This window comes from Rhizobium acidisoli, assembly GCF_002531755.2.
Taxonomy (GTDB): domain Bacteria; phylum Pseudomonadota; class Alphaproteobacteria; order Rhizobiales; family Rhizobiaceae; genus Rhizobium; species Rhizobium acidisoli.
In genome coordinates, this window is record NZ_CP035002.1 from 292,882 (window position 1) to 311,981 (window position 19,100).

The window sequence follows — 19,100 nt, forward strand, 5'->3', positions numbered from 1 at the left end:
CAGGCAGATGCTCAGATGGCGCCCTGAACCTTTGAGGCCGCACCAGCTCAAGGGAGTGGTGCGGCACAACTTCGTTACAGCGCAGCAGTGAAGCCCCGGCCGATTGCCGTCAGCCTTTCAGGGCCGCGCGTACATCGGGGTCGGCCAAGGTGTCATCAAGCGTTTTGCGCGTGCGCTCGATGATAGCGTCAATGTCGGCGTCGGTGCAGCAGAGCGGTGGCGCATAGCCGAGGACACCGTTGGCGAAGGCACGGATGACCAGGCCGTTTTCCCAGGCGCGGTCGAAGACCCGGCGCGCCGGCTCGGCGGCTGCCGGCAACGGCGTTTTCTTTTCCTTGTCGACCACCAGTTCGACGGCGGCCAGCATGCCGCGGCCGCGCACGTCGCCGACGAGCGGATGGTCCTTCAGGCTTTCAAGCCCTTGCATCAGCCTTGCACCGGCTTTCCGGCCGTTCTCCAGGAGGCCGGTTTCGTAGAGGTTCAGCACTTCGAGACCGACGGCGGCGCTGACGGGATGGGCCGAATAGGTATAACCGTGTCCGATGGCTGCGCCTCCGGCGCCATCCGCGATAGCCTGGTAGACATGGTCGGCCATGAAGACCGCGCCCATCGGCACATAGCCGGAGGTCAGACCCTTTGCCGTGGTGATGAAGTCAGGGACGATCTCGTCGTCTTCGCATGCAAAGAGCGGCCCGGTGCGGCCGAAAGCGGTGATGACTTCGTCGGCGACAAAGAGGATTCCGAGCTCGCTGCAGAGCGTGCGCATCGCCTTCATCCAGCCCTTCGGCGGCACCAGCACGCCGCCCGAACCCTGGATGGGTTCGGCATAAAAGGCGGCGACGCGCTCGGGGCCAATCTCTTCGACCTTGCGCCGCAGTGCCGCCAGGGAGGCATTGATGATGGCCTGCGGATACTCACCCACCGGGTTGCGGTAGGCGTAGTGCGAAGGGATCTTATGCTGCCAATCGAAGGGAATGCCGAAGCCGGCGTGGAACAGCGGAAGCGCCGTCAGTCCCGCCCCGACGGTCGATGAACCGTGATAGCCTTGCTCGATGGAGATGAACTGGTCGCGCTGCGGCTGGCCGCGGGCGATCCAGTAATAGCGGATGAACCGGATCGTGCTGTCGACGGCATCGGATCCGCCCAGGGTGAAGTAAACATGGTTGAGATCGCCCGGCGCCCGTTCGGCCAATGCCGCGGCAAGCCGGATCGCCGGTTCCGACCCGAGGCCGAAATAGGTGGTAGCATAGGGCAGTTCGCGCATCTGCCGGGCCGCCGCCTCGACGATCGATTCATGACCGTAACCGGCATTGACGCACCACAGGCCGGCGAAGCCATCGACCAACTGTTTGCCCGAAGCATCGGTCACCGTCGCCCCTTTGGCCGAAGCGAGCACGCGCACACCGAGCTTTTCGTGGTTGCGGTAGGAGGCGACGGGGTGCACGAGATGGGCGCGGTCGAGTTCGACAAGGGAATTGCTGTACATGATGCTCTCCGGATCAGCCGAGCGCCTGGCTGGCGAGGGCGAAGATGGTGGCGACGGAATCGGCGGCGGGGATCGTTGGCTTCATCATGGCGATGCCGCCGCCGACATGGGCGAAGCCCTGTTCGGCCAGCCAGTCGGATAGGCCGGCGGCAGCCGTGGTATCGACCCTGAGGAACACGCCGGGGCGCAGTGCGATGAAATGCGTGACGAGCGCTTTGGCGTCCTCGACGTTGCCGGCAATGACGGGGCCGATGACTTCGCCCCGACCGAAGCTGCGAAGGACGGCAAAACCGGCGACGCGTCCGTTGCGGCGGAGCACGGCCAGTTCACCGACCTTGGCAAGATATGCGATCAGATCGGCGCGATTGGCGCCGAGGGCCTGTCGATCGAGTTCGGTGATCGCGGAGAAATCGGTCGTTGCGGCGGCTGACGTCGCCGTCGGCGCGTCGCATTCTGCTGCGATGCCTTGATGCTGCAGAATTCGGCCGGTCTGGCGGAAGCCGAGCTTCTCGTAGAGGGGAAGGCCATCGGCGGTCGCCACAAGACGGAGTGGGCGATCGCCGGCAAGCTCCATTGCGGCCTGCATGAGCTTGCGGCCGAGACCGCGGCCGCGCATGGCTTCATCGACGATGACCATGTTGATCGTGGCGCAGTCTTGCTTGTAGGGGGTGACAAGCACGGTGCCCACCACCCGGTCGCCCTCGATGGCAACGACGCCCTCGCTCAAGGCATGCGCCATCTCCCAGTCTTCAGGCCGATGCGGCCAGCCCGCCTGCCGCGACAGCGTGAGGGCGGCACCCAGGTGTTCGCTGCCGAACGCGGCAAAGTCGATCTGGCTTGTCTGCATGACACTTCCTTCGTTTCCTATCTGGGAGTGTGAAGGAGTGGGGGTTGGCTAATCGTCTGAAGGCCACGCCCTGTGCAGTATCTTATCGTTTTCCCTTTGTCGCCCGCCGCATCTTATGCTGGCATGTGGGCGTCACCGGCCGGGTGGCGGGCAACATTCGCTGCACCCGGGCAGGCGAACGAGTGCGGCGAGCCGATCAAATCGAGAAGTATAAGAGAGGGCGACATAGCCATCCTGCCCGTCGTTCAGCCGCCGCCAGCGGGCGGGGCATTCACAAGCATCTGCCAAAGCCGCCTTTCGATACGAAATAATCTGCTTCGATCGCTCACGCATTCAGGCGAGCCGGAGGGCGGGCCGCGTCTATCATGACGTCAAATCCCCGGTCCACCCTCCAAAGGATATGCCTATGACCCTCTTGCGTCCGAAATACATCACCTTCGACTGCTACGGCACGCTGACCAATTTCCAGATGGCGGAGGCGGCCCGCGACCTTTACGGCGCCCAGCTCGACGAGCCCCGCATGGCCGAGTTCGTCCGCGACTTCGCCGCCTATCGCCTCGACGAAGTTCTGGGCGACTGGAAGCCCTATGCCGAGGTAGTTCACAATTCGATCGAGCGCAGTTGCAAACGTAACGGGATCAAGTTCAGGGACGAAGACGCCCGCATGGTCTATGAGCGAGTACCGACTTGGGGGCCGCATGCCGACGTGCCGGCTGGCCTTGCGAAGGTCGCCAAGGAGATCCCGCTGGTGATCCTGTCGAACGCGATGAATTCGCAGATCATGTCGAATGTCGAAAAGCTCGGGGCGCCCTTCCATGCGGTCTATACAGCCGAACAGGCACAGGCCTACAAGCCGCGCCTGCAGGCCTTTGAATATATGTTCGACATGCTCGGCTGCGCGCCTGAGGATGTTGTGCACTGCTCCTCGTCGTTCCGCTACGACCATATGTCGGCTAACGATATCGGCATCAAGAACAAGGTGTGGGTGAACCGCCGCCATGAACCCGCCAACCCGTTCTATGGCTATGTCGAAATCCCGGACATCTCCGGCCTGCCCGGTATTTTTGGTCTCTGAATTGAATGAGGGAAAGCGCGGGCGTGTTCGCCCGCCCGCGCGTTTTTGAAGTGGTCCGCCGTGCTCGCGGAGCAGCAGGCAATTCCAGCGGCAGCGAGCCGCAATGGATTGCCCCCCGCGCGCCTTAAGCCTGCTTAACGGCTTCTCCGAGCAAGCGAACATTCCAGAGACTCAGAGCTTGAGGGTGCCTGCCGCCGGATCGAGCGAAGCCGAAGGATTGCCCGTCCGTGTATCGCGATGGCTGTGAAAAAATGGCGCACGCGGGTGCGCCACATTGCATCTCGTAATCGCTTCCGGCTCAGCTCAGCCCGCCGATGTGGAAGCTCTTCATCTCGAGATATTCCTCGATGCCAACTTGCGCCCCCTCGCGGCCGAGGCCGGACTGCTTGACGCCGCCGAAGGGGGCGACTTCGGTGGAGATTGCGCCGGTATTGAGCCCGATCATGCCGAACTCGAGAGCTTCGCCGACACGCCAGGAGCGCTTCAGGTTTTCGGTGTAGAAATAAGCGGCGAGGCCAAACGGCGTGCCGTTGGCGATGGCGATCGCCTCGTCCTCCGTCTCGAAGCGGAAGAGCGGAGCAACCGGGCCGAAGGTTTCTTCGCTGGCAAGCAGCATGTCGGTCGTCGCGCCGGTCAGCATCATCGGCGCAGCATATTGCGAGCCTTCGGCTACGGAGCTGCCGCGCGCGGCGATCTTGGCGCCTCTGGCCAGCGCGTCGTCGACATGTCGGTTGATCTTCTCGATCGCCGCCATGTTGATCATCGGGCCGATGACATTGCCCGGCTCCGTGCCGGGGCCGACCTTCATGGCGTTGACGTGGGCGCCGAGCTTTTCGGCAAAGGCATCATACACTCCGGCCTGCACCAGGATGCGGTTGGCGCAGACGCAGGTCTGGCCGCCATTACGGAACTTGGACAGGATTGCACCCTCGACCGCGAGATCGAGATCGGCGTCGTCGAAAACGATGAACGGCGCGTTGCCGCCGAGTTCAAGGGAGAGCCGCTTGACGCTGTCGGCGACGCCGCGCATCAGAAGCGAGCCGATCCGGGTCGAGCCGGTGAAGGAGATCTTGCGCACCGTCGCGTTTGCCATGAACTCGTTGCCGATCTCCGTCGGCATGCCGGTGACGATATTGATCACACCCGCCGGGATGCCGGCGCGCTGGGCAAGGACACCCATGGCGAGCGCCGAATAGGGGGTGAATTCCGAAGGCTTGACGACAACAGTACAGCCGGCCGCCAGGGCGGGCGCCACCTTTCGGGTGATCATGGCGATCGGGAAATTCCAAGGTGTCACGATGGCGCAGACGCCGACCGCTTCCTTGAGCACGACGATGCGGCGATCCGGCGTCGGCGAGGGAATGGTATGGCCGCCGATGCGGCGGGCTTCTTCGGCAAACCATTTGACGAAGGAAGCACCGTAACGGATTTCGGCGCGTGATTCATCGAGAGGCTTGCCCTGTTCAAGGGTGATGAGCAGCGCCAGATCTTCGAGATTTTCGATCATCAGCGCATACCAGCGCTCAAGCAGAGCTGCACGCTCGGCATGCGTCCTCTTCTTCCATGAGGTGAAAGCGGCCTGGGCTGCATCGATCGCCGCGCGGCTCTCGGCAGTTCCCATATCCGGAACGGTGCCGAGGTTCTCCTGGGTGGCGGGATTGACGACGTTCACCGTCTTGCCCGACGCCGCACGCGACCAGATCCCATCGATCAGGCCGGCCTGCTGGAAAAGGTCTTTGTCGTTCAACTCGAGCATATCGTTTCCTCTCTGACCATCAGTCGCTGGCTGCAAAAGCCATCGTGTTGCATGGATTTCGTCTTGCGTCGTCATCGCTGGCCTCGACGTGTTCCTAGGCCAAGCCTAGCGAAACAAAGGAAGCAGCATGCATCGACTGCGGGGGGCGGCGCGGTGGAAAATAACGTTTTGGCCGACCTGACAGCCATCTTCGACCGTGGGTGCTTGGGCGCTTTGCGCCATCGGTCGCAGCATCAAAGCAAGAATGGGATCGTCATTCCGGGCCGTCGGGGTAATGGCCAGATGAAACGATTATTCAAAAACCTTGTATATCTCGGCAAGATCGCACAGGTCCCAGTTTCCTCCAGTCAAAACCGCACAGACCTTTTCATCCGGCCTGACTTTTATCGAGCCGGCGAGCAAGGCTCCGATACCGATCGACGCGGCCGGTTCAGTGATCAGCTTCGCATCTCTTGCCAGGCTACACATGCCTGCGATGATATCTTCGTCATCAACGAGGACGATCTCGTCTACATATTTTTCGATAATCGGATACGGGTTCTGACCTGGAACGCTTATTCTCAAGCCGTCGGCGACGGTATTCTTCAACGGCAACGAGGTGCGTTCCTTGTTGATCCGGCTATGAAAATACTTCGGTGTTAAGGCTGGCTCGGCACCAACAACCCGCACCGAGGGTTTCGTTTCTTTGATGGCGGTGGCGATGCCTGAGATGAGCCCTCCGCCACCCACGGGCACGATTACCGCATCCACATCATCCAAATCCTCCAGTATTTCGCATCCGATCGTGCCTTGGCCGGCCATGACCAGGGGATCCTCAAACCCGTGAATGGTCGCGTAGTTATTTTCCTCGGCGATTTCATAGACCTTTTTCCATCTGGCAGCGGTATCACCGTCAAACAGAATGACTTCCGCGCCGAGCGCTCTCGTGTTGGCGATCTTGATTTTCGGCGTGGTGACCGGGAGCACCAGGATCACTTTCACACCGAGCATCCTCGCCGCGTAGGAAAGCCCTTGGGCGTGGTTGCCCGAAGAACTGGCGATGACGCCGTTTGCAATCTCTTCTCGCGGAAGCGAAAGCACCTTGTTGAGAGCGCCACGGATTTTGAACGCGCCGGTGATCTGCAGGGTCTCAGGTTTGAGGTAGAGCTGGCAGCCAACGGCCTTCTCGATTTTTTCCGCACGCAGCAGCGGCGTGTGCCTGATGTGGGGCTTAAGCCTTTCCTGGGCTTCGCGTATGTCCTGAATGGTTGGATGGTTGCGCATGGTGCTCCTCGGCGTTCCGCTTGCAGGCCGCCATTCTTCTGAACATGGGTGCAGAGCGCTGATCGATGGTTGTTTGATATTGTGCGCCAAGCCTTGGATCGGCTCACAAGGCGACTGGAAGAGCGCACGACCCGCAGGTCATGATTTGAAGAATTCAAAGAACGTTCCGACGCCCCTATCTATTGCGTTCTGGTAAATCCTGCTCGCTGCAACATTGTCTTGGATAGCCATTCCCGTGGAGTCAAAAATGGTAACCTCATGATCGTTTTCTCTGCCCGGTTTTTTGCCCACCAAAATCTCGCCGATCTCTCCATGAATGTCGTCTTTGGCGATAATTTTTTTATTCAGCGGATGCCAGGTCTCACCCTTCTCGGCACACTGCGCCATTGAATCGACGACCACCTTGGCGTTCCTGAATATCTCCGGGTCCAGTTCCTGTTTGCCCTGCTGATCGGTACCGATGGCCACGATGTGCGTGCCAGCTTTGACCCAATCCGCTTCCACAAGCGAGCCTTTCCCGCGGGTCGTCGTAACCAGGATATCGGCCTGCTCAACGGCCTCCCTTTTGGAATTTGGCATGACGACGGGAATACCGAACTCGGTCTCGATATCCCTCTTGTATCTGGCAAGCGTATCCGGATGACTATCCCAGGCGTGGACCTCTTCGATCGTCATGATCTCGTTGATTGCCCGGATCTGCATTCTCGCCTGGTTTCCTGTGCCGATCGAAGCGACTGTCCTGGCGTTTTTCCGTGCCAATGCTTTCACGGAAACAGCTCCAGCGGCTCCGGTTCTGAGGCCGGTGATCAGGCTTCCGTCCATGACGCAGGTCAGCGCGCAGCTTCTGGCATCGAACAGGAGGATCGTGCCCATGCCGCTAGGCACCCCATGTGCGGTCGGGTTGTCGATGAAACCTCCGGAAGACGCCTTCATGGAAATCACTTCATTCGCTTTGTTATAGCCAAGCTTGAAGTCCACTTCCCCACGAGGTGACGGGAGATGTATCCCAATATAACCGGGCTGCAGCACCTGATCGCTGTTGAAAGCTTTGTACGCTTCTTCCACTGCACCAATGACTTCGTGCATACAGATCAGCCCGTCTACTTCTTCTTTTGTAAGCAGGAGCGTTTTCATGATCGCTATCTCTCGAGCTGGAGCATACCTGGCGGTGTTATTGCGGCCGTTATGATGCATGCCGTATTGGTGCCGCTATAGGTGCCCACGGTATATTTAAATTTAGTGGAACGGGAAAAGCAGCATGCATCGACGGTCCCCGCCAGCGCGGTCGGAGATACCGTTTTCCGCATCTCAACAGCACATCTTGTTTTTGCAGCTTCGGCGGCCGACTGTCGCCGGGAACACTCACAAAGCAAGAATTGTAGAAACACTCGTGGCATCGATTTCCAGCTCCACGCACAGGCACTTCGCACCGGGTTTATTGATGTGTGCGAGTATCAGCGGCTGGCGCGGCAGAGGGCGATGCAGTCCTGCATCCTGTAGGTCCGGATGACAGCCGGCATGAACCAGGGATTGCCGGTGTAGAGCGGAATGGAAGACCGCGGCCGCAATTCTGGGCTCTTCCATCTCGCTCGCTCTGCATCTGTTATTTCGTCATGTCGACTATTGAGCGAAACCTCGAGGGTGCCGTCGGTAATGCCAAATCCATCGGGGATGGCGCCGCGGCGTGATGCTAAAAGTAGCCAAGGATGGATTTGACCTCGAGGTATTCCAGCATGCCCTCGATGCCGAATTCGCGTCCATTTCCAGATTGTTTGAAGCCGCCAAAAGGTGCGTGTGGATCCCAGGCCGGATAGTTGAGATGCACTTGACCGCAGCGGATCCGTGACGCGACGTTCTTGACGACCTCTATATCCTTGCCCTGTACATGCGCACCCAGGCCGTAGACGGTATGGTTGGCGATGGCGATGGCTTCCTCCACCGTGTCGTAGGGGATGAGGCAGAGAACGGGGCCGAAGATCTCCTCCTGGGCGATGCGCATATCCGTGCGCACCTGCGAGAAAATCGTCGGTTTAACGTAGAACCCGGCATTCAGACCGGCCGGACGCCCCTCGCCGCCGGTAACGAGCGTCGCGCCTTCGGCAATCCCGACACCGATCATGGTCTGGATCCGATCGAACTGGGCGCGGTTGGCGATCGCGCCATGAGTGCTGGCTTCTGAAAGAGGATCACCGACCACGATCTCATCTGCGGCTCTCCTTGCGATGGACTCGCTGTCGGACAGCAGCGCGCGCGGCGCGATCATCCGTGTCGGCGCGCTGCATGATTGGCCGAGATTGCGGAAGGCAGCCGCTACGCCCAGGGAAACGGCGCGGTCGAGATCGGCGTCCGGCAGGATCACGTTCGGCGACTTGCCGCCAAGCTCCTGCGCGACGCGCTTGACGGTCGGTGCGGCGGCCTGGGCCACGGCGATACCGGCGCGGGTAGAGCCGGTAATCGAAATCATGTCGACATCCGGATGGGACGCAAGAGCCGAACCGACGCAGGGGCCATCACCATTGACGAGGTTGAAGACGCCGTTGGGGAAGCCTGCCTCCTCGATCGTCTCTGCAAACAGCAGCGCGCCGAGAGGCGAAAGCTCGCTGGGCTTCAGCACGACCGTGCAGCCCGCGGCGAGTGCCGGCGAAACTTTGGCGGTGATCTGGTAGAGCGGCCAGTTCCACGGGGTGATCAGTGCGCAGACGCCGATCGGTTCGTGGGTGACGGCGGTGTGGCCGCGCTGCTTGACAAAGGGGAAGGCCTCCAGGAGATCGCGGGCGACCTTGACATGGGCGATCGCCAGCGGCACCTGCGCGCTGCGTGCATATCCGATCGCCGCGCCCATTTCGAGGCTCAGGCACTGCGCGAACAGTTCGCTGCGCGCTTCGAGCAGCGCCTGCAGGCGATCGAGCAGATCCGCGCGGCATTCCGGCGTGGTCCGGCTCCAGGTGGCGAAGGCCCGCCGGGCGGCGGAAACCGCAGCGTCGACATCCTCGCCGTTGCCCAGCGCAAACTGGGTCACCGTCTCTTCCGTGGCAGGATTGACCACGACACCCTTGGCGCTGCCCCTCGGTTCGAGCCATCGACCGTCGATGAAGAACTTGTCCAGACGACCGTTGCGGGACAGATGTTCGAGAGGCGTGATCATTTAAGGGTCCTTCATGCGGCATTAGGCGCGGAGGATCGGTAGGGAACGGGGGCCGTCCTGCGCGAGGCTGTCGAAGCCGCGACTAGCCCGGCGCTGGGATCGGTCAGGGCAGCAGGTCCTTCATGCGGTAGTAGGTGCCGACGATGGGCAGGAACCACGGGTTTCCCGTATGCATCGGAACGGCGGGCCATGCGAAGCCGTCGAGCGGATTGGCGTCCTTGCGCCCCATCGCCATATGGGCCAACGCGCTGCCCATGAAGGTCGAGAGCTGGGCGCCGTGGCCGGAATAGCCCATGCTATAAATGACACCCTCGGCGCTGCCTGCGCGCGGATAACGGTCTTGCGTGCAGCCGACGAGGCCGCCCCAGCAATAGTCGATCCCGACGTCTGCAAGCTGCGGAAACATGCCGACCATCTGCTGGCGCAGAAACTGGCCGGAGTTGACGTCGGTTTTCTGGTTTGACACGGCCGAAAATCTCGCCCTCCCCCGAACAGCATGCGGTTGTCCGGCGTCAGGCGGAAATAGTTGGCGATGTTGAGGGAGTTGGTGAAATTGCGGTTGCCGGGAACCGTCGCGGCGACTTCCTGCGGGGTGAGCGGGCGTGTCACAATGATGAAGGACGCGATCGGCATCAGCCTTCGGCGGAAATAATTGAAGACGCTTGGCGTATAGGCATCGGTCGCCAGGATGACCTGGCGGGCGGTCAGCGAGCCGGTCGGCGTGGTGAGCCGCCATCCATTCGGCACGCGCTCGCGGGCAGTGACGGGGTTGCGCTCCCAGATCGCCGCGCCGTGGCGATGGGCCGCCTGCGCCACGCCGTTGGCGTAGCGCCCCATGTGCATCATGGCGGATTTCGGATAGAGAATCCCGCCATGGAAGGCATCCGAAACCACCTCCTTGCGGAGGTCCTCGCGCGTCAGCCATTCGGCTGATGGGTCGACCTCGCGGCGGATTTCTTCGGCCATCGCCTGCAGCTTGCCGACATGAGAGGGCTTCGAAGCAAGCTTGAGCTTGCCGCCCCTGCGGAAATCGCATGCGATGTTTTCTTCCTCGATGATCCGTTCGATCATGTCGATCGAGTCGTCATAGGCCCGCCACAAGCGGCGCGCCCGGTCTTCCCCGAGATGCTGCCTGGCGGCGCCGAAGCTTGCGAAATGGCCGCTGTTGAGGTGCCCGCCATTGCGGCCGGACGCGCCATAGCCGACGTGCTCGGCTTCCAGCAGAGCGACCTTCACACCGGATTGCGCCAGCGTGCGCGCGGCGTTCAGCCCGGTGAAACCGGCGCCGATCACCGCAACCTGGAAATCTCCCGAGACGGGGTCGGCGAGGCCTCCGGCGAAGGGGATCGAGGTGTCATGCCAGTAGGACGCAAATTTCATTGGCGCATGCCCTTATGCTCGTCTGATCCGATGCAGGAAGTATAGGCCTGCTTGCGCTGGAGAGGTGCGGCGCAGGCGGCTTTGTTTCGCAACAATTGCCTGTGTTGGGGGCCGCAAACCACAGGATATTCTGTTTATGCGCCAACTCCGCAGCGCGCCCTTTGAAGCCACGGATTAGGATCTATGCAGAATTCGATCCCGCGGCCTTTCCCAGCCAAGGACCGGGAAAGGCACTGCCCCGGCTCCCGGAAAATGGGCCCGCGGCCCATCGGCAGCAGCATCAGCCTATGAATATCTCACCAAAACGGGAGTGACGTGATGACCGGTAAAGCCATTCTGGTCTTCGAGGCCAAAAGCGGATCGGCCCCGGAAGGCAAACGAAGCGCCTTGGGGTCAGACGGCATATTCGCGGCCGGCCGCAATGTCGTCTGGAGCGCTTCGGGCGGGGTTTTCGCCGGGTCGGTCGATTGGAACGGAAAAGCCTCGATCGCCAGCTTTCCCCACACGGAATGCCTGGTCGTCGTGGCAGGGCGTCTGGTCCTGCACTCGGGCGGCTTGACGTTTCATCTGACGTCCGGCGACAGCGTGGTCATCGGCCGGGGCGAGGACATTACGGCGGAAGCGGAAAAAGGCACGCGGTGGATCTTCTGCGCAACGACCGCGGCGACATCGAGCACGCAGGGCGTCGTGGCGATCGACAGGGATGTGACGCTTGCCCCCTCCCCGCCGCCTCCGACGCAGTTCGTGGAAGGGGACACGCCTGAGTGCCGTCTCTTCAGGGCATTTTCCGATGAAACGGCCGGGTTTCGGGCTGGTGTCTGGGCAACGACGCCGCACATCCGGCTGTCACGCCCTCATCCCGTCCATGAATTGATGTACATCCTGGAGGGGCAGGCTGATGTGACTGATGGCGACGGGACGCTAACATCTGTCGGGCCGGGAGACGCGATCTTCGTCGGCCGCGGGACGGTGAACCGTATTTCAATTCACGGCAACCTCAAGAAGATCTTTGTCATCGCCGAAGGCTAATCCTGCCGCGCCAAAGCGGATCGGCCTCCTCGTTTGTTTTCAGCACGCGATTGCCGGATATAAGAGGCGCGCCCTTCTTCGGGCGCGCCGTCGGCGGCCCTCAGTCATAAACGCAGACATAGATCTTGCGCACGGTTTCGATGGTGCGCCAGACGCCGACAAAACCAGGCTTCATCACGAAACTGTCGCCGGCGCGATACGTCTTTGTCTCCCCGTCTTTTTCGTCGATCTCAACGACACCGGAAATGATGTGGCAGAATTCGTAGACCGTACCCTTGATGGAATGGTGCTCGCCTGGTGTCGCTTCCCAGATGCCGGTGAGCACCTTTTCGCCTTTTGAGGCATCCTGTGCCCAGGTCTTGTAGGCCGGATTTCCGGAAATCAGCCGTTCCTCGTCCGGCACTGCCTGCTTTGGCGTAAAGTTCGGATCGGTGTCGATGGTCAGCAGAAGCGGCATTTCTTTTTCCTCGTTTAATAACCACGTGTCCGATCGACCAGGCCGATCAGGGTTTCGCCGGCGCGGTGGCGCCTGATATTTTCGATGACGGAGTGCGCCGCCGTTTCCGGCTGGGTGACGGAGGCGATGTGCGGCGTGATCGCCACTTTTGGATGTTGCCAGAGCGGATGGTCTGACGGCAGCGGCTCGGGATCGGTGACGTCGAGCATTGCGGCGGCCAGACGACCACTATCGAGCGCCTCGATTAGCGCCGCCTGGTCGAGATGCGGCCCGCGACCCACATGCAACAGTCTGGCACCGGCCGGCAGCTGGGAGAAGAGTTCGGCATTGAGTATGCCGCGTGTCTCATCGGTCAGCGGCAGCAGGCAGACCAGAATGTCCGTCTTGGCCAGAAAATCGGCAAGTCCATCCGGGCCATGATGGCAGGTGACGCCATCGATTTGCTTGTTGCTACGGCTCCATCCTGCGAGGGGAAATTGGAACGGCTTCAAGCGCTCGATCGCCGCCTGCGCCAGGATGCCGAGGCCGAGGAACCCTATTCTGCGCCCGGCGGCCTGCGGCGCGGCCAGCGTCTGCCAGGCCGACTGTCTCTGCAGCTCCCGGTAGGCAAGCATCTCCCGGTGGAGCGTCAGGACGCCAAGCGTGACGTATTCCTGCATCATCCGGATAATGCCGTCCTCGACCATACGGACGAGGGCGACATGGTCCGGCAGGCTGTCCTGTTTGAGCTGATCGACGCCGGCGCCGATGCAAAACAAAACTTCCAGATTACGGTAACGCGAGATGTCGCCGGGGACCGTCCAGGTCAGGAGATAGCGCACTTTGTCCGGGTCCACCTGTTCGCCCTGCCCGACGAATTCCAGATCCGGAAGCGCGCGGGCAAAAGCCTCCTGGAAAATCGCCCCGCGTGTGGCATCGGAGTTGAAGAGAAACGCCATGGATAATCGCCTTCTTTCAGCCTTCGGCAAGGGAGGCGCCGAGCTTCTCGATCATCGTCTGGCATGCGGCGAGCTCGCCGATCTCGATGTATTCGTCGGGCCGGTGCGCACGGGCGATATCCCCCGGTCCGCAGATGATGGAATCGATGCCGGCCTGCTGATAGAGCCCGGCCTCCGTGCCATAGCTCACGGCGGCCAGCGGCTCCTGCCCCGTCAATCCCGTCAGCAGCGCTGCGAGTCCGCTGTCTTCGGGGAGCGCAAGTCCGGGGTAGGCGCTCAGCTCGTGCCAACCGACCTCGAAGCCTTGGTCTCTAAGAGCCATGAGTCTGGCTTTTACCGGCTCGAGCAGCGATGAGGGCGAGATGCCCGGCACGGCGCGAACCTCGATATCGGCGGTGCAGCGATCCGGTATGATGTTGACCGACTGGCCGCCGGAAATGACACCAACCTGCAGTGACGAGTAGGGAGGCGCGAAATCATGGTGGAAGGGGCCGCTCGTCAGGGACCTGCCGTATTCGGCGACCTCTGTGATCAGATTGGCCATAGCATGAATGGCGTTCAGCCCGAGATCGGGGCGCGAGGAATGACCCGATCGCCCGATCACCTCCAGCCGGACGGCTGCCTTGCCCTTGTGCCCCCGCACCGCCTGCATCCGGCTCGGTTCGCCGATGATTGCACCCAGCGGCGCATTGCACAGCGTCGGCAGTGCTGCGATCAGATGCGGCACGCCGCGGCTGCCTGCCTCCTCGTCATAGGAGAAGGCAAGGTGGATCGGCTGCCGCAGGTTCATGGCGGCAAGCTTCGGCAATGCGGCGAGCGCGCAGGCGAGGAAACCTTTCATGTCGGTGGCGCCGCGTCCGTAAAGCCTGTCTCCCGCCGCGCGCAGGACGAAAGGGTCCGAACTCCATTCCCGTTCGCCGGCCGGCACGACATCCATGTGCCCCGACAGAATGTAACCTCGGCCTTCCGGTGGTCCGATAGTCGCGAAAAGGTTGCATCGATCACCTTCCGGGCCGGGATGGACCGTCACCTCGGCTCCCGCCTCCCGGCAATAGTCGCCTATCCAGTCGGCAATCGCGCCGTTCGGCGTTCCGACAACGGAAGGGAACGCGATCAGCCTCGCGAGAATATCTATGACGTTCATGGGTGACCAAGTTGCCTTTGGAGTGGGCGAGATGCTAACTAGCCTAAGCAAAGGCAGGAGTTTTGCCTGCTGAGTGGGGCCTCGGTTCAGCTGAAGATTTCGAATTGTTGCGGCGAACAAGCCAATCCTGCCGGCCTTGGTGTGCGATATTGTGACTTGGTTGCAATCGGCGCAGGATCAAAGACGCTGTCTACCTCCAGGGGAGTCTGGTGATCTGGCGAACGGAGCGGATACCCGAAAATGCAAAAATCAGTGCGGCTGAAATCGTTCGAATTGATTACGCAGGATATCAACAGTGTCGATGTCAGCCTGCTTCACGCATTGTCGATCGGCGTCGGCTGGCCGCACCGGCCGAAGGACTGGGATATCCTGCGGCGTGCTGGGCTTGGCATCGTCGCCGTCGATGGGATCGGACGCGTGTTCGGAAGCGCGATGTGGTTTCCGCATGGGGATGACTTCGCCACGATCGGGCTGGTGATCACATCGCCGCGCACGCAGGCGCAAGGGACCGGCCGATGGCTGATGGAACAGGTGTTCGAGCAGTGCGGCGACCGCGATCTGAGCCTGAATTCAACCCACGCGGCTTACAGACTCTATGTTTCGCTCGGCTTCACCAAGGAAGCGATTGTCTATCAATACCAGGGAGATGTCGCGCCTAAGCTCCCTCCCCTGCCGGAGCTGAACGGGCAGTTGCACGAATTGTCAAATGACAATGTCGAGGAGATCAATGCTCTCGATGCGCGCGCTTTCGGCACCGATCGCGGCAAATTGCTTGCTTTGCTTGCGGAAGGTGCTGCTATTTGCACACTCCGGCGGGGCGACGAAATCGTCGGTTATTCCATGTGTCGCGAGTTCGGACGCGGCCATGTCGTCGGCCCGATCGTGGCGAGCAACGATCAGGACGCGATCCATCTCGCAGCCGTGCATCTCAAGGATCTGGCAGGTCGGTTCGCGCGTGTCGATACGCGGGAGAAGGGCCTGTTCGCCGAGTTCCTTCAACAAAGCCGCCTGGCCGTCTCGGAAACCGTGACGACCATGTCCAAGGGGCGGCGCTTCCTAAACAGGACGAACGGCGAACCGGCGGTCTATGGCTTGGCCGGCCATGCCGTCAGTTAGAGAATACTGACAAATATTGCGTGATGTCCTGTCGATGACGGTGGCTGAGAAGCCATCCGTGGCCTCGCTTCGAACAGCCCTCGACAGTTGCTCTTCGATCAAGTTTAAACGCTCCGCGCCCGGATTCCAAAGCGCGTCGCATCAAACTTGATTCAGGCGCCGCGCTTTGGTCCCTTTGTTTTATGCATGTCACCCGAAACAGCTGCACATTTTCGGGCGATATGCATTGAGGATCGAAGCAAGATGCCAATTCATGAACTTGTCGCGCTCGGAGCGGCAACGTGCTGGGCCTTCACGGGTCTGATCGCGGCGGGTCCATCCGGCCATCTCGGCGCGCCGGCCTTCAACAGGGTCCGCCAGGTATTCGTCACCGGTCTTTTGGCGCTTTATGTGATATTGACCGGATCCTGGCGCCAACTCGACGAGGCAAGCGTCGGTCCGCTGCTCTTGTCCGGACTGATCGGCATCTTCATCGGCGATACGCTGCTTTTTGCCGCCCTGAACCGGCTTGGCCCGCGTCGCGCCGGCATCCTGTTCGCCCTCAATGCTCCGATTGCCTCACTGCTCGGCTGGCTGGTGCTGGGGGAGGCGCTATCGATTTCTGCGGTGGCGGGGATTGCTTTGACGGCCGCAGGCGTTTTTCTCGCCATCGTTTTCGGCAAGAGCCGGTCACAGATCCATCAATGGGAGAGGATCAAGGGACCGCTGTGGATCGGCGTCCTGCTTGGGCTTGGCGCCGCAACCGGCCAGGCGGTCGGTTCCATCATCGCCCGGCCGGTCATGGTTCAGCGGTATCGATCCTCTCGTCGCTTCGCTGCTGCGTGTCGGCATGGCGGCCCTTTGCCTCAGCATCCTGATCCAGTTGCCTGTCCAGTCGGTCAAACCGAAGGGGCCGCTCACCTTCAAGGTCGCGGCCCCGTCGCTGGTCACGATATCGCCTGCGAATGCCGCCGGCGCCAGGTGGCCGGCGCCTCGCCGGTGCGCTTGCGGAAGAAGCGGGAGAAATAGGCTGGATCCTCGAATCCGATTTCGCGTGCGATGTCTTCCACCGAGCGGACGGTGAACATCAGCAGGCGTTTGGCTTCCAGCGTCCGCCGCTCCAGCAGCAATTCCTTGACTGATAATCCGAAGACTTCGCGGGCGGCCTTATCGAGCAGATGCGGCGTGGTTGCAAGCAGGTTGACATAGGCGCCGACGGGCCAGTCCTTCCTATAGTGAAGATCGATGAGACGGCGCAGCGCAAGGCCGAGCGACACTGCCGCCGAGGTCGACGGTAGGGCGACGTGGCCGCCGATGCGGCCCATCAGCGAGAGCACGACGGAAATCAGGCCGCTGAGCACCTTTTCGCCTTCCGCGCCCCGATCGCGATAGTCTTCGGCAACCATGTCGAGGAGTGTGGAAAGCTTTGCCCATACCGGATCTGCGGGCTGGTCGGTCAGAAAGGCCGGCAGATCGAGATTGAGCGCGACCTGCGGCGCGATCGCCTTCAGCATATCGTCGGAGACCGAGACGACGATCGCGTCGGACTGCTCTTCGACATCGAACCCATGCACCACGTTGCTCGGCACGAAGCTGACGGCGGGAGCGGAAAAATTCCAAGTCTCGTCTTCGATCCGATATGTTCCGCTGCCCTGAAACCAATAGGTGATCTGTCCCATCAGCGGATGTTTGTGCGGCGAAACATGGCCGAAATGCAGGGTTTTCCGCTCCATCACCGTTTCGACATGCAGGAAGCCGACGTCGAGCGAGCGGCTCGGCTCGCCATAGACGAAAAAATTCGGAACCTCGTTTCGTGTCGCCATGCCGGAAAAAGTACCAGCGAATTGCAGGCTTTGTCCATGGCCGCACGCGCCGTTCGGACTTAGTTTCCTCCCATCACAGGGAGGAAAAGCTTATGCGAGCCGAAGATCACCGCAGCGACAAGACAAGGCCGTTCACCGGCGCCGAATATCTCGCCAGCCTGCGCGACGGGCGCGAGGTCTATATCAATGGCGAACGCATCGCCGATGTCACGACACATCCCTCCATGCGCAATTCGGCGCGTTCGATCGCGCGGATGTATGATGCGCTGCATGACGAAAAGACCAAAGACCGCCTGACATCGCCGACCGATACCGGCAATGGCGGCTATACCCATAAATATTTCCGCGTCGCCAAATCCTCGGCCGAACTCGTCGCTCAGCAGGGCGCCATCGCCGATTGGGCTCGCATGTCCTATGGCTGGATGGGCCGCACCGCCGACTACAAGGCGGCGCTGATGAACACGCTCGGCGCCAATGCCGACTGGTATGGGCCGTTCAAGGACAATGCACTTGCCTGGCACAAACGCGCCCAGGAAGCAGCGCTGTTCATGAACCATGCGATCGTCAATCCACCGATCGACCGGCACAAGCCGGCCGATGCCGTCAAGGATGTCTTCGTTCACATCACCAAGGAAACCGATGCCGGCATCTACGTCTCCGGCGCCAAGGTGGTCGCCACCTCCTCGGCGCTTACACATTACAACTTCCTCGCCCAGAGCTCGGCGACGGTAACCGAAGATCCCTCGCTCTCGGTCATGTTCATCGTCCCGATGAATGCGCCGGGGATCAAGATGTTCTGCCGCGTCTCCTATGAGCAGACCGCCAATACCGTCGGCCAGCCCTTCGACTATCCCTTGTCGTCGCGCTTTGACGAGAACGATGCGATCCTGGTGCTCGACAACGTCTTCGTACCCTGGGAGGACGTGCTGGTCCTGCGCGATGCGGCCAAGATCCTGTCCTTCCATCCGGCCTCCGGCTTCATGCACGGCTACTGCTTCCAGGGCTGCACGCGCTTTGCCGTCAAGCTTGACTTTATGGCGGGGCTGCTGGCCAAGGCGCTGCGCGCCACCGGCGGCGACGCTTTCCGCGGCAATCAGGCAGCACTCGGCGAGGTCATTGCGCTGCGCCACATGTTCTGGTCGTTTTCCAACGCCATGGCCCACAATCCGCAGCCATGGGCAAACGGCGCGGTGCTGCCCAACATGGAGGCAGCGCTCTCCTACCGCACCTTCATGTCGGAGGCCTATCCGCGCGTGATCGAGACGGTGCGCAAGGTCGTAGCCTCGGGGCTGATCTATCTCCCCTCCTCGACAAAGGATTTCGGCAATCCCGAGATCGACCGCTATCTCGCCCAATATGTGCGCGGGTCCAACGACATGGGCCATATCGAGCGCATCAAGATCATGAAACTGCTTTGGGATGCGACTGGCACCGAATTCGGCGGGCGTCACGCGCTCTACGAACTCAACTATGCCGGCGCGCCTGAGGAAGTCCGGCTCCAAGTACTGAAGGGCGCCGAGCGCGGCGGACGGCTGAGGGAGATGGAAGCGCTCGTCGACCAATGCATGAGCGATTACGACGAAACCGGCTGGACCGGCGATACCTGGCTGCCGCCGCTCGATGAGATATCCGCCGTCCGCAACGCGGCCGAATGAGGATACG

General features: G+C 61.2%; 14 protein-coding genes and 2 pseudogenes. 5 read left to right on the forward strand and 11 right to left on the reverse strand.

From position 1 onward, the window contains the following. Window positions 1–109 precede the first annotated feature (109 nt). On the reverse strand, window positions 110–1,486 hold the full coding sequence (locus CO657_RS33755; RefSeq protein ID WP_054183491.1) for an aspartate aminotransferase family protein: 1,377 nt from the start codon (window positions 1,484–1,486) through the stop codon (window positions 110–112). Window positions 1,487–1,499: 13 nt separating this feature from the next. Continuing rightward, window positions 1,500–2,333 (reverse strand): GNAT family N-acetyltransferase, encoded by an 834-nt coding sequence (locus CO657_RS33760; RefSeq protein WP_054183492.1) that lies wholly within the window; start codon window positions 2,331–2,333, stop codon window positions 1,500–1,502. Window positions 2,334–2,739: 406 nt separating this feature from the next. Between CO657_RS33760 and CO657_RS33765 the strand changes: the two genes are divergently transcribed. Then, window positions 2,740–3,408, forward strand: a complete 669-nt coding sequence (locus tag CO657_RS33765) for a haloacid dehalogenase type II (RefSeq protein WP_054183493.1) — start codon at window positions 2,740–2,742, stop codon at window positions 3,406–3,408. Between the two features lie 298 nt (window positions 3,409–3,706). Here the strand turns inward: CO657_RS33765 and CO657_RS33770 are convergent, their stop codons facing one another. The 5 genes and pseudogenes from CO657_RS33770 to CO657_RS33790 all read right to left on the reverse strand — a co-directional run bounded on the left by CO657_RS33770 (window position 3,707) and on the right by CO657_RS33790 (window position 10,865). After that, entirely contained in the window at window positions 3,707–5,164 is a 1,458-nt protein-coding gene (locus tag CO657_RS33770; protein ID WP_054183494.1) for an NAD-dependent succinate-semialdehyde dehydrogenase, read from the reverse strand. A gap of 291 nt (window positions 5,165–5,455) precedes the next feature. Further along, entirely contained in the window at window positions 5,456–6,427 is a 972-nt protein-coding gene (locus tag CO657_RS33775) for a threonine/serine dehydratase family protein (RefSeq protein WP_054183495.1), read from the reverse strand. Between the two features lie 138 nt (window positions 6,428–6,565). Continuing rightward, on the reverse strand, window positions 6,566–7,561 hold the full coding sequence (locus CO657_RS33780) for an ornithine cyclodeaminase family protein (protein ID WP_054183496.1): 996 nt from the start codon (window positions 7,559–7,561) through the stop codon (window positions 6,566–6,568). A 556-nt stretch (window positions 7,562–8,117) separates the two neighbouring features. Further along, window positions 8,118–9,572: an aldehyde dehydrogenase family protein gene (locus tag CO657_RS33785; protein ID WP_054183497.1), complete on the reverse strand. Its 1,455-nt coding sequence runs from the start codon at window positions 9,570–9,572 to the stop codon at window positions 8,118–8,120. Between the two features lie 103 nt (window positions 9,573–9,675). Then, window positions 9,676–10,865, reverse strand: a pseudogene (locus CO657_RS33790) (NAD(P)/FAD-dependent oxidoreductase). Window positions 10,866–11,270: 405 nt separating this feature from the next. On the opposite strand from CO657_RS33790, the gene CO657_RS33795 reads away from it, so the two are divergent. Continuing rightward, window positions 11,271–11,981 (forward strand): cupin domain-containing protein, encoded by a 711-nt coding sequence (locus tag CO657_RS33795; protein WP_054183499.1) that lies wholly within the window; start codon window positions 11,271–11,273, stop codon window positions 11,979–11,981. Window positions 11,982–12,081: 100 nt separating this feature from the next. On the opposite strand, the gene CO657_RS33800 is transcribed toward CO657_RS33795, so the two are convergent. From CO657_RS33800 to argE, 3 genes are read right to left on the reverse strand one after another with little or no spacing between them, the layout of a single operon-like run. After that, window positions 12,082–12,438, reverse strand: a complete 357-nt coding sequence (locus CO657_RS33800) for a cupin domain-containing protein (protein ID WP_054183500.1) — start codon at window positions 12,436–12,438, stop codon at window positions 12,082–12,084. Window positions 12,439–12,452: 14 nt separating this feature from the next. Further along, window positions 12,453–13,376, reverse strand: a complete 924-nt coding sequence (locus tag CO657_RS33805) for a 2-hydroxyacid dehydrogenase (RefSeq protein WP_054183501.1) — start codon at window positions 13,374–13,376, stop codon at window positions 12,453–12,455. A 16-nt stretch (window positions 13,377–13,392) separates the two neighbouring features. Then, window positions 13,393–14,520: an acetylornithine deacetylase gene (gene argE, locus CO657_RS33810; protein WP_054183502.1), complete on the reverse strand. Its 1,128-nt coding sequence runs from the start codon at window positions 14,518–14,520 to the stop codon at window positions 13,393–13,395. A 240-nt stretch (window positions 14,521–14,760) separates the two neighbouring features. Between argE and CO657_RS33815 the strand changes: the two genes are divergently transcribed. Then, the gene (locus CO657_RS33815) at window positions 14,761–15,636 is read left to right on the forward strand and encodes a GNAT family N-acetyltransferase (protein WP_054183503.1); all 876 of its coding nucleotides are present in this window, start codon (window positions 14,761–14,763) and stop codon (window positions 15,634–15,636) included. A 243-nt stretch (window positions 15,637–15,879) separates the two neighbouring features. Next, window positions 15,880–16,552 (forward strand): annotated as a pseudogene (locus CO657_RS33820) (DMT family transporter); the annotation flags it as partial. A gap of 10 nt (window positions 16,553–16,562) precedes the next feature. On the opposite strand, the gene CO657_RS33825 reads toward CO657_RS33820, so the two are convergent. After that, window positions 16,563–17,438 carry a helix-turn-helix domain-containing protein gene (locus CO657_RS33825; RefSeq protein WP_054183504.1) on the reverse strand — a complete coding sequence of 292 codons (876 nt, stop codon included), beginning with the start codon at window positions 17,436–17,438 and terminating at the stop codon, window positions 16,563–16,565. 92 nt (window positions 17,439–17,530) lie between these two features. Between CO657_RS33825 and CO657_RS33830 the strand changes: the two genes are divergently transcribed. Continuing rightward, entirely contained in the window at window positions 17,531–19,093 is a 1,563-nt protein-coding gene (locus tag CO657_RS33830; RefSeq protein ID WP_054183505.1) for a 4-hydroxyphenylacetate 3-hydroxylase N-terminal domain-containing protein, read from the forward strand. Window positions 19,094–19,100: the final 7 nt, after the last annotated feature.

What these genes read in the sequence shown, in the direction of transcription:
- CO657_RS33815 (WP_054183503.1), top strand. Translation starts at nt 14,761, where the DNA reads ATGCAAAAATCAGTGCGGCTGAAATCGTTCGAATTGATTACGCAGGAT.
- CO657_RS33775 (WP_054183495.1), bottom strand. Translation starts at nt 6,427, where the DNA reads ATGCGCAACCATCCAACCATTCAGGACATACGCGAAGCCCAGGAAAGG.
- CO657_RS33830 (WP_054183505.1), top strand. Translation starts at nt 17,531, where the DNA reads ATGCGAGCCGAAGATCACCGCAGCGACAAGACAAGGCCGTTCACCGGC.
- CO657_RS33760 (WP_054183492.1), bottom strand. Translation starts at nt 2,333, where the DNA reads ATGCAGACAAGCCAGATCGACTTTGCCGCGTTCGGCAGCGAACACCTG.
- CO657_RS33825 (WP_054183504.1), bottom strand. Translation starts at nt 17,438, where the DNA reads ATGGCGACACGAAACGAGGTTCCGAATTTTTTCGTCTATGGCGAGCCG.
- argE (WP_054183502.1), bottom strand. Translation starts at nt 14,520, where the DNA reads ATGAACGTCATAGATATTCTCGCGAGGCTGATCGCGTTCCCTTCCGTT.
- CO657_RS33800 (WP_054183500.1), bottom strand. Translation starts at nt 12,438, where the DNA reads ATGCCGCTTCTGCTGACCATCGACACCGATCCGAACTTTACGCCAAAG.
- CO657_RS33780 (WP_054183496.1), bottom strand. Translation starts at nt 7,561, where the DNA reads ATGAAAACGCTCCTGCTTACAAAAGAAGAAGTAGACGGGCTGATCTGT.
- CO657_RS33755 (WP_054183491.1), bottom strand. Translation starts at nt 1,486, where the DNA reads ATGTACAGCAATTCCCTTGTCGAACTCGACCGCGCCCATCTCGTGCAC.
- CO657_RS33770 (WP_054183494.1), bottom strand. Translation starts at nt 5,164, where the DNA reads ATGCTCGAGTTGAACGACAAAGACCTTTTCCAGCAGGCCGGCCTGATC.
- CO657_RS33765 (WP_054183493.1), top strand. Translation starts at nt 2,740, where the DNA reads ATGACCCTCTTGCGTCCGAAATACATCACCTTCGACTGCTACGGCACG.
- CO657_RS33795 (WP_054183499.1), top strand. Translation starts at nt 11,271, where the DNA reads ATGACCGGTAAAGCCATTCTGGTCTTCGAGGCCAAAAGCGGATCGGCC.
- CO657_RS33785 (WP_054183497.1), bottom strand. Translation starts at nt 9,572, where the DNA reads ATGATCACGCCTCTCGAACATCTGTCCCGCAACGGTCGTCTGGACAAG.
- CO657_RS33805 (WP_054183501.1), bottom strand. Translation starts at nt 13,376, where the DNA reads ATGGCGTTTCTCTTCAACTCCGATGCCACACGCGGGGCGATTTTCCAG.